At 69.2% G+C, this 9,442-nt stretch carries 9 protein-coding genes and 4 pseudogenes; 3 read left to right on the forward strand and 10 right to left on the reverse strand.

Annotated elements, in window-relative coordinates; genetic code table 11:
* Nucleotides 1-142: 142 nt before the first annotated feature.
* Nucleotides 143-445, forward strand: a pseudogene (locus ABTX60_RS42430) (transposase); the annotation flags it as partial.
* Between the two features lie 150 nt (nucleotides 446-595).
* Entirely contained in the window at nucleotides 596-1,018 is a 423-nt protein-coding gene (locus tag ABTX60_RS42435) for a TipAS antibiotic-recognition domain-containing protein (protein ID WP_352101979.1), read from the forward strand.
* A gap of 197 nt (nucleotides 1,019-1,215) precedes the next feature.
* Here the strand turns inward: ABTX60_RS42435 and ABTX60_RS42440 are convergent.
* From ABTX60_RS42440 to ABTX60_RS42480, 9 genes and pseudogenes are all read right to left on the reverse strand, one after another.
* Nucleotides 1,216-2,054, reverse strand: a protein-coding gene (locus ABTX60_RS42440) for an IS5 family transposase (protein WP_352101980.1) whose coding sequence is annotated in 2 segments (ribosomal slippage) — nucleotides 1,216-1,688 and nucleotides 1,688-2,054 — 840 coding nt in all. Because the reading frame shifts where the segments join, the coding sequence is not laid out codon by codon here.
* 149 nt (nucleotides 2,055-2,203) lie between these two features.
* Nucleotides 2,204-2,482: pseudogene (locus ABTX60_RS42445) on the reverse strand (transposase); the annotation flags it as partial.
* A gap of 76 nt (nucleotides 2,483-2,558) precedes the next feature.
* Complete coding sequence (gene rbsD, locus ABTX60_RS42450; RefSeq protein ID WP_352101981.1) at nucleotides 2,559-2,954, reverse strand: D-ribose pyranase; 396 nt, start codon at nucleotides 2,952-2,954, stop codon at nucleotides 2,559-2,561.
* Between the two features lie 4 nt (nucleotides 2,955-2,958).
* On the reverse strand, nucleotides 2,959-3,936 hold the full coding sequence (locus ABTX60_RS42455) for a ribokinase (protein WP_352101982.1): 978 nt from the start codon (nucleotides 3,934-3,936) through the stop codon (nucleotides 2,959-2,961).
* Nucleotides 3,929-4,768, reverse strand: coding sequence for an ATP-binding cassette domain-containing protein (locus tag ABTX60_RS42460; RefSeq protein WP_352101983.1), 840 nt, complete (start codon nucleotides 4,766-4,768; stop codon nucleotides 3,929-3,931). Before ABTX60_RS42460 ends, ABTX60_RS42455 begins: the two co-directional genes overlap by 8 nt.
* 12 nt (nucleotides 4,769-4,780) lie before the next feature.
* The gene (locus ABTX60_RS42465; protein WP_352101984.1) at nucleotides 4,781-5,740 is read right to left on the reverse strand and encodes an ABC transporter permease; all 960 of its coding nucleotides are present in this window, start codon (nucleotides 5,738-5,740) and stop codon (nucleotides 4,781-4,783) included.
* A gap of 7 nt (nucleotides 5,741-5,747) precedes the next feature.
* Entirely contained in the window at nucleotides 5,748-6,824 is a 1,077-nt protein-coding gene (locus ABTX60_RS42470) for a sugar ABC transporter substrate-binding protein (RefSeq protein WP_352101985.1), read from the reverse strand.
* A 324-nt stretch (nucleotides 6,825-7,148) separates the two neighbouring features.
* Nucleotides 7,149-8,189: a LacI family DNA-binding transcriptional regulator gene (locus ABTX60_RS42475; RefSeq protein ID WP_352101986.1), complete on the reverse strand. Its 1,041-nt coding sequence runs from the start codon at nucleotides 8,187-8,189 to the stop codon at nucleotides 7,149-7,151.
* Between the two features lie 38 nt (nucleotides 8,190-8,227).
* Complete coding sequence (locus ABTX60_RS42480) at nucleotides 8,228-8,389, reverse strand: hypothetical protein (RefSeq protein ID WP_352101987.1); 162 nt, start codon at nucleotides 8,387-8,389, stop codon at nucleotides 8,228-8,230.
* Between the two features lie 71 nt (nucleotides 8,390-8,460).
* Between ABTX60_RS42480 and ABTX60_RS42485 the strand changes: the two are divergent.
* Nucleotides 8,461-8,751 (forward strand): annotated as a pseudogene (locus ABTX60_RS42485) (hypothetical protein); the annotation flags it as partial.
* On the opposite strand, the pseudogene ABTX60_RS42490 reads toward ABTX60_RS42485, so the two are convergent.
* A pseudogene (locus ABTX60_RS42490) lies at nucleotides 8,746-9,311 on the reverse strand (IS5 family transposase); the annotation flags it as partial. The pseudogenes ABTX60_RS42485 and ABTX60_RS42490 overlap by 6 nt on opposite strands.
* Between the last annotated feature and the right edge of the window lie 131 nt (nucleotides 9,312-9,442).

A 9,442-nucleotide genomic window follows, 5' to 3' on the forward strand; every position in this document is an offset into this window, starting at 1 on the left:
CGGTGAACGTCTCCACCCACACCGGCTCAGCCCTCAACACCCCACCCATACAGGCAAAATGCCCGCCACCAAGCCTTCTGCAACACCCTTTAGGCCGTGTATCGAAAGTGGATCTTGAGCGTTAGATGATCACGGTTCATGGGGGCGGGGACATCTCACGGACGAACAGTGGGCGGTGCTGGAGCCGTTGTCGCCGAAGGGTACGAGGGTCGGGCGGCCACCCATCTGGCCTCGGCGGCAGTTGATCGACGGCATACGGTTGCGAGTCCGAACCGGTGTTCCGTCGTGGAGGCCGGTCGACCGGTCGTCATGGAACCGGACCCGTGCCAGCCGAGCTCGTCCTGCCGCGCAAGGTCGCCGCGGGAATCCGGGCCGCGCGGTCGAGCGGCTGGACGCCCCGCTCCGACGGCTCGCCGTCGAGCTGCGCCTTCCCGCCGCCGGCTGACTGGGACGGAGCGCCGGAGGGTCGAAATGGTTTGCCGACCCGGTGGCTGTGTGTCACCGTTCGGCCTGGACCGGCAGTTGATCATCGGCGGCCGGTCGACGTCGACATGTCGGCGGCCTCTCGGGGATCCACCGGAGAGGTGACGAAACGATGGGAACCGGTGCCGTGGGGAACAATTACGAGGACGAGTGTCGCCGGTCGCTGGCCGAGGAGCAGGCGAAGAGCCTTGCCGGGACCAACAACTGGGAACATGTGGACAGGGAGCGGGTCCACCAGGACTGGGACGTCCTGTACCGGGAGATCACGGCTTTCCTGGACGGCGGCTCCCTGCCAGGGGACCAGCAGATCCAGGAGCTCGTCCGCAGGCACTTCGACATCGCCTGCCGGTTCTACACCCCCTCCCGGGAGGCTTACGTCGGCATGTCGCTCTTCTACGCCGAGGACGAGGCCATGAGGGCGTTCCACGATTCCTACCACCCCGGGATGGTGGATTTCCTGGGCGCCGCGATCAAGGTGTTCGCCGAGCAGGGGAGCGGGTTCGCCCCCAGCGCAGGGGCCGAGGCTTCGGCGTAGTCGGGCGGCACGGGCCAGGACATGCATGGACGGGGTAGGCCCCAGGGCTGTCGCAGCCCCTGGGAGGAGGAAGCAGAGACCGGGGTCTCGGCTGGTGCCGAGACAACATCGTGAGTGAGGACGAATTCGTCTGCGTCTTCTGAGGGCGCGATCTGCCCGCGGCATGGAACGTGGATCCCGCTGCGTGAGACCGCGGGTCACAGCCACTCGTTAATGGTCGCGACGAGGACGGTCGCCTCGTAGCGGACGGCGAGCTTGTCATATCGCGTGGCGACAGCGCGATGTCTCTTGAGTCGGTTGATCCCGCACTCGACCGTGTGACGCTCGCGGTAGTCGGCCGGGTCGAATCGCGGCGGCCGGCCGCCGCGGGAGCCGAGCTTCCGGCGGTTGCGCGCCTGGTCGGCCTTGTCTGGGATGGTGCAGCGGATCCCGCGTCGGCGCAGGTAGGCGCGGTTCTTACGGGAGGCGTACGCCTTATCGGCCCGCACCCGGTCGGGGCGGAGGCGTGGCCGGCCCGGGCCGATGCGAGGCACGCGGATCTTCCCCAGCACGGGCTCGAACTGAGGCGAGTCACCGCGCTGACCGGCCGTGACCACGATCGCCATGGGCTCCTGACCGTGCTCGACAGCCAGGTGCAGCTTGGTGGTGAACCCGCCGCGCGAACGTCCAGCCCGTGATCGCCGGGCTCGGTTAACACGCCACCCGGTGGTTCTTTCTGCAGGTCACCCTGCTTGCGGGCCCCCGCCGCATGCTGATGAGCTCGGCACACCGTGGAGTCGACGCTCAGGTCCCATGTGATCGCACCTTCCGCGTCGGCCAGGGACTGGAGACGGGTGAGGATCCGGTGCCAGGTGCCATTCCGCTGCCATCGGCGGAATAGGTCGTAGATCCGGGCCCACGGTCCGTACTCGACGGGCACGTCCCGCCACGGAACACCGGTTCGGACGCGGAACCGTATGCCGTCGATCAACTGCCGCCGAGGCCAGATGGGTGGCCGCCCGACCCTCGTACCCTTCGGCAACAACGGCTCCAGCACCGCCCACTGTTCGTCTGTGAGGAACCTGGTTGAGGCCCTCCACTCTCCAGTGGTCCCGGGCGGGCATTTGCTCGTCTCGGCGCCAGCGCCAGGCGGAGAACGTGGACGGGGAAGGCGACCAGTGTCTCTCCCCAACGCAGTAGGTTGTAGGCAGCCCGCGCCACCGCCTGCCGCTGCCAGGCGCTGGTGGGCAGGCGTTCGGCGACGCTTCCGCGCGGACGGGAGCGCGGCGTGAGTTGATCCGTACCCGCGTCGAGCAGGCGACGGCCAGCACGTAACCGGTCCTGCGTGCCTCCGGGGCGGCACGAAGCTGCGGGTCCTGCCCGTAGGCTTCGTCGCCAGTCACCCACGATGCCTGCACCCCGGCGTCCAACGCGGCGGCGATCATCTCCCCGGGCCAGGCGGGGCTTGGTCGCGAACCGCACAGCGACGACAACCAGAACGCCGCCCCGACCACACGGTTCTCCTCCCTCCAGGTCCGGCTGCCCGTCACGCAGGCGGCGCTCACGGGGTGAAGGGGACCCCCGCGCGGAGGAGCACGTTGGCGTAGAAGGTGTCCTCGCCCGTCCGTACGGCGAATTTGACGTCCCGGACCCTGGCCTTGAACTCGTCGTGGTCGATGGGCTCGGGGTCGAGCCCGAAGGAACGCAGGCCGGTGTGGACGGTGGGGTTGACCTCACGGATCTTGTCGGTCACCCAGCTGTGCTCGACGACGATCTCGTTGAGCACGGTCTGGAGGACGTCCAGGAACGGGGGTTGGCCGTACCGGTAGCCGAGATCCACGACGGGGGTGTCGGGCGCCAGGGGGAGCCCGGCGTCGCTGATCACGAAGGTGTCGGTGTGGCGGAGACCGGCGATCAGCCCGGCCAGCTCGCGGTGGATGATGCCGTTGCGCTGCACGGGTTCAGTCCTTTTCGCTAGGGGGAAGGGTGGGGGCGAGGGCGCGCAGCGTGGCCAGGTCGGCGTACTGCTGGGGCGCGCCGGAGACCCGTACGGCCATGGAGCCCGCGGCGATACCCAGGCGGGCGGCGTCCAGGAGTGAGTCACCGGCGGCGAGCCGGGCGGCGAGCACCCCGGCGAAGGCGTCACCGGCGCCCGTGGTGTCCACGACGGTTGTGGGGACGGCCCGGAGCGCGGTGGAGACGCCGTCGGCGTCGGTGACGACCGCGCCCGCCTCGCCCAGGGTGGTGACCACGGCTTTGGCACCCCGGGCGCGCAGCGCTTCGTGCGCCTTCCGTATGGCCGCGGTCTCCGGCGTACCCTCCGCCTCCTTCGCCCCATCCGTCGCCGACTGGCCTGACACCATCGCCTGTTCGTGCTCGTTCACGATGAGCACGTCACAGCGGGCGATCAGGTCGTCGGGGAGTTCGGCGGCGGGGGCGGCGTTGAGGAGGAACCGCCCCCGGCAGGCGTCCGCCGCGCGACGGACGACGTCCAGCGGGATCTCCAACTGAGCCAGTACGACGGCCGCTTGAGCCCCGAGGCCCTCGGTGGGGTCGCCCTCGGGCGGCCACTGGTGGTTGGCACCGGCGACCACCACGATGGTGTTGTCCCCGGCCGCCGTGGTGATCCACGCGGTACCGGTCTCGGCACCGGACACCGTGGTCACCGCGTCGACGTCCACTCCGCCGGCGACCAGCCGGGCACGGGCCCGGTCCGCCTCGGCGTCCTCGCCCACCCGGGCGATCATCGCCGTACGAACGCCTCCGGAGGCCGCCGCGGCCGCCTGGTTGGCGCCCTTGCCGCCGAGGGTGACGTACGCGGTACGGCCGAGGAGGGTCTCGCCGGGGGAGGGGAAGGCGTCGGCGACGACGACGTGGTCGATGTTCACCGAGCCGATCACCACGACCTGCGGTGACGCGCCCGGCACGGCCTCAGGCATGCGCGTCCCCTTGCACGGCCCCGGTGATCAGGCCGACCAGCTCGTCACCCGTGGTGGCGGAGACGGTCCGCCGCGCGGCGGTCAGGCCTCGTCGCAGTACGTACGCGGTGTCGGCGACCCGGAGCACCTGCGCCATGTCGTGGCTGATCAGCAGCACGGTCACCGACGCCTCGCGGAGCCGGGCGATGAGCTCCTCCACGGCCGCCGTCTCCCGGACGCCCAGCGCTGCCGTCGGCTCGTCCATGATGACCAGGGTGCGGCCCCAGTTGGCCGCGCGGGCGATGGCGATGCACTGCCGCTGACCGCCCGACATCCGCCGCACGGTGGCCCGTACGTTCGGCACGTTCACGTCCAGCCGGGACAGGATGTCGCTGCTCTGGGCGATCATGGACTTCTTGTCCAGCACCCGGAACGGGCCGAAGCCGCTGGTCAGCTCGTGGTTGAGGTAGAGGTTCTGCCAGACCGGGAGATCCTCGATGAGGCCGAGGGTCTGGTACACCGTCTCGATGCCCAACTGCCGGGCGTCGTCGGGGGAGTGGAACCGTACCTGCTCGCCCCGGAAGCGGATCTCGCCCGCGTCCTGTGGGTGCACACCGGTCAGACAGCGCACCAGCGTGGACTTGCCCGCGCCGTTGTCGCCGAGGAGCGCGGTGACCTCGCCGGGAGCCAGCTTCAGGTCCACGCCCTGGAGCGCGTGGACCGCACCGAAGGACTTGCGCAGCCCGGTGATCTCCACGAGCGGGGAGACGACCTGACCGCCCGAGACGGCGCTCTGGGTGGTGGCCGGGGCGGCGGAGGATGTGCCCGTCACACGGGCCGGAGTGTCGGTCATGGCTGGCTTCTCCTACTTCTGGAACCGGGAGATGAAGGCCGCGCCGAGTACGACGGTGCCGACCGCGATGGGCTGGTAGTACTGCGAGATGCCGAGCAGGGTGAACCCGTTGATGAGACTCTGGAGCAGCAACGCGCCGGTCACCGTGCCGAACACGGAGGCCTTCCCGCCGAACAGGCTGGACCCGCCGAGGACCACCGCCGCGATGGAGCTGAGCAGCAGGTCGGTCTGGAGGCTGGGGTCGGCGCCGCCCGTGCGGGCCACGAACAGCACGGCCGCGACCCCGCAGGCCAGCCCGGAACTCGCGTACGCGACCAGCCGGATCCGGTTGACGTGGATGCCCACACCCCGCGCGGCCTCGATGTTGCCGCCGGTCGACAGCAGATAGGTGCCGGTACGGGTGCGGTAGAGAAGGAAGCCCACCAGCGCGGCCACCACGAAGCCCAGCACCCAGAACCAGCGCACCGGGCCGATGCCGTCGATCGCCAGCGCGCGCAGGAAGTCCGAGTTCACGGGCACGGTGTTGCCGCTGGTCAGCAGCAGGGTGAGACCGCTGACCACGGAGAGCGAGCCGAGGGTGACGATGAAGTCGGTCATGTTCAGCCGGGCCACCAGCAGACCGTTGACCACGCCCACCGCCAGCCCGGCCAGCAGTGCCAGGCCGATGGAGACGGTCAGTCCCCAGCCGTTGGTGTAGGCGTACCCGAGGACCGCCGCCGACCAGGGCAGGTTGGAACCCACCGAGAGGTCGATACCGGCGACGGTGACCACCAGCTGCTGGCCCATGGCGAGGACCAGCAGGATGGAGGCCGACACCAGCAGGTCGCTGATGTTGGACGCCGTGAGGAAGTCGGGCGTGGCGATGAAGAAGACGAGGAACACCACGCCCAGCCCGATCGGGGCGGCGTAGCGTGCCGCCGCCTCGACCGAGAAGTCCAGGCCGAGCCGGCCCGGCGCCTGAGTGTCAGCCATGATCAGATCACTTCCCGGCCGAGGAGAGCGGGTTCTCGAACGGAACGAACGGCTGCGGGACGGAGCTGATCGCCTTGTCCACGTTGGTGGAGTCGATCAGGGCGATCGGGGCGACGATCCGGCTGGGCACCTTCTTCTTGGCGACCAGGTCGATGCAGGCCTGCACGGCCAACTGGCCCTCGGCGTAGGGGTACTGGGAGATCGTGCCGCTGAGGGTGCCAGCCTTGACAGCCTCCAGCGCGGCTTTGATGCCGTCCACCGAGATGATGGAGACCTTGCCGGTCAGACCGGCGTTGCGGACCGCCTGCGCGGCACCCAGACCCATGGTGTCGTTGGCGGCGAAGATACCGGTGATCTTCGGGTGGGCCTTGAGGATGGCCTCGGTGACCGTCTGCCCCTTGGCCTGGTCGTAGTCGGCGGGCTGGGTGGCGACGATGTCCAGCTTGCCCGCGACCTTCTCCGTGAAGCCCTTCTGGCGGTTGATGCCGTTCTGCTCACCGGCGATGCCCTGGAGGATGGCCACCTCGCCCTTGCCGCCCATGAGCTTCAGCAGGCCCTCGCCCGCCTGCTCACCCGCCGACAGGTTGTCCGAGCCGATGAACGAGGCGTACGACACCCCGGCCTGCTTCGAGGCCTTCGCGTCGATCTGGGTGTCCAGGTTGAGGATCGGGATCTTCTTCTGGGCGACCGGGACGAGCGGGGTGATCACGTTGGTGGCGTTGACCGGCACGACGCCGAAGCAGTTGAAGCCCTGGCCCGCGAGGGTGGAGATCTTGGCGTTCTCGCCCGTGCTGTCGGTCTCCGACGCGCCCGCCTGGACCTCCACCTTGACGCCCTGCTTCTTGCCCTCGGCTATCGCACCGTCGCGCAGCGCCGCCCAGTAGGGGTTGGTGAAGTTCCGGGTGACGATAGCGATCTTCGCCTCGCCCGACTTGCTGCCGCTGTCGGAGCTGTCTCCGCCCCGGCCGCAACCGGCCACCACCAGCAGCATCGTCGCGGCGGCGGCGACAGCGGTGGCGGAACGGACTCTGCGTGCGGTGCGGTTCGCGGTGGCGCCGGAGTGGGCGGTGACGTTGGTGTTCATGGGAGTGCCTTTCGTCGCGTCATTGCGTCAAAACGGGGTGGGATGAGGTCCGCGCGGGGCGTGGCGAGCCGCCCGGACTCCGAGGTCAGGGGAGGCTGGGGCGGAGTCCGGGAGTTCATGAGTCCGGGAGCCTGTAAGTCCGGGAGCGGGGGCCGAGTTCGAGGTCGGGGCCAGTGAGCCCGGGGCCCACGGTGAGGTCGTAGTCCGTCGTAGGGGTCAGGCGGGTCGTACGAGTCGTACGGGTGTACGCGGCGTACGAGTCGGGCATCGGTGCGAGCCGGGCGCCATAACCGGTCGCCCGCTCGAACCGCTCGCCCGTCGGCGCTATAAGCCCTCGCCGATCACCGAGACGCCCCCGGTGAGGTCCGGGCAGCCGCAGGAGCCGCGGGCGACCAGAGTGGTGGGGTGGGTGATGCGCCGTACCGGGAAGGCGGGGTCGGCGATCTTGGCCAGGAGCCACTCGACGGCCGAGCGGCCCAGCTCGTCGAAGGGCTGCTGCATGGTGGTGAGCGCGGGCACCGTGTACTCGCTGCCGTCGATACCGTCGAACGCACAGACCGCTACGTCGTCGGGGACGCGCAGCCCCAGTTCGGCGGCGGCGCGAAGGACGCCGATGGCCTGCTCGTCACTCGCCACGAAGAGCGCGTCCGGATGTCCCGCCTCCGCGAGCATCCGCCGGCCGGCCCGGTACCCGTCGGCCCGTCCGAACGGCACATGTGTCAGCGACGCGCTCTCCGGATCCCGCCCGGCCTCGAGGAGGGCCCGGCGCCATCCGCCGACCCGGTCGACCGTCGGGTGCACGCCCTCCAGCCCGGCGATGCACCCGATCCGCTCCCGGCCGTGACTGAGCAGATGGGCGGTGGCCTGGTACGCGCCGCCCTCGTTGTCGGTGAGCACCTGCGTCGCCCCTGGCAGGTCCAGCTCGCGGTCGAGCACCAGCCGGGGCACGGTCCGGTCGGACAGCTCCGCGACCCAACTGTGCGGGCCGTGGATCGGGACCACGATGAGCCCGTCCACCTGCCGGTCGAGCAGGGTCCGGACGTACGTCGCCTCACGGGCGTCGTCACCCATCGCATTGCCCAGCAGCATCGTGTAGCCGGAGGCGAAGCCGACATCCTCGATGACGCGGGCCAACTCGGCGAAGAAGGGGTTGGAATTGTCGGGCACGACCAGCCCGAAGGTCATGGTCCGCGAGGTCTTCAGGGACCGGGCCACCACGTTGGGGCGGTAGCCGAGCTCGTCTATCGCCGCGAGGATCCGCTCCCGGGTGGCGGGGGCGACCTTGCGGGGGCCGTTGTTGAGGACGTAGCTGACCAGGGCCTCGGAGGTGCCCGCCAAACGCGCCACGTCGCGGCGAGTTGCCATCACATCCTCCTTCGGCTCGGGGCTGCGTTCTGGAAACATCAACTCGTGTTGTCAACACGAGTTGATGCGGTGCGTTGGATGAATATCGACTGCTGATCCACCGATGGCAAGAGGTTGCCTAAAATCTTTTGGTAAAGAGTTCGAAACCCTGCTTTGCAGGTGAACTCGGGCGGGACCTTGATCGCCACCTCGGTGATCACCTGATCATCACCCTGATCATCGCGGCGGGATGCGTTCGTCGAGGCCCTCGATGATGAGTTCAAGGGCGACCACCGACCTCTACCAGGACCGCCGCAACTACGTCTGGGACAACGACCACGGCACCACCACCCTGCGCAACGCCCGCGGCCGCCTCATCGACGAGGCGGTCGCCCGCCCCGTAGCCGTTCGCCAAGGGAAAGGCAGGGCCCGCCGCTTGTCCACGCCCCGCCGTAGTGTGCCGTGCATGGCCCGTTCCTGGACACGACTGCATGGGCACCTCGGTGTGCCGCCCGGCCCCCTGGACTTCGACATGGTCGCCAAGGCTGCTGCCGACCGCCTGGCGGAATCCGACGACGCGTAGGTGGTCGTAGTCGTAGCCCTTGTCGCCATGGAGTTTCCCAGGTCGCCTGCGTCGCGGGCCCCGGCGAGACCGGATCGGCGGTATACCTCGTACGAGCGGCATCAGACCTTGACTACCGTGCACGTTGGCCGCGGAGATGCCTAGCGCCAGAGGCAGTCCGTTCCGGTCGTTGATCAGGCGCGGTCGGTCGGATTCGGTCCCGTGAGCAACCCCCTTTTGCGGCCCTGATGCTTACGGAGTCGATGGCGCAGCGGGACCAGTCCAGCGCGCCGAGCGCGCCGAGTTCGTCGAGGATGGCGGTGCAGCCTGGCCCAGACACGGGTCCGGCTCCAGTGCGCGAAGCGCCGGTAGACCGTGGGCCACGCTGGACCGAACACCGGCGGAAGCTGCCGCCAGGTGCAGCCCGATGTGGCCACGAAGATGACCGCTGCCAGGCACTCGCGGTCACCGGCCCGTCGTCGCCCGCCGCCTTGCGGGCGTATGACCTCAGTCGGCGGGACCACCCGCCGAAACAGCAACCACAACTCGTCCGGCACCAACCGCTCGACCAGATCGGTCATGCGCGGCTCAACGAGCGATCACGCCATCAGAAACGGCGTCTAAAAGAGCGTTTTGTCCCGGTGGGGTTGTTTCGTGGTGCTTTAGAGGTCACATTGGTCTGAGGTTGCTGAGTCGGAAGTAACTGATGAGA

This window comes from Streptomyces sp. NPDC126510 (assembly GCF_040302345.1).
Taxonomy (GTDB): Bacteria; Actinomycetota; Actinomycetes; order Streptomycetales; family Streptomycetaceae; genus Streptomyces.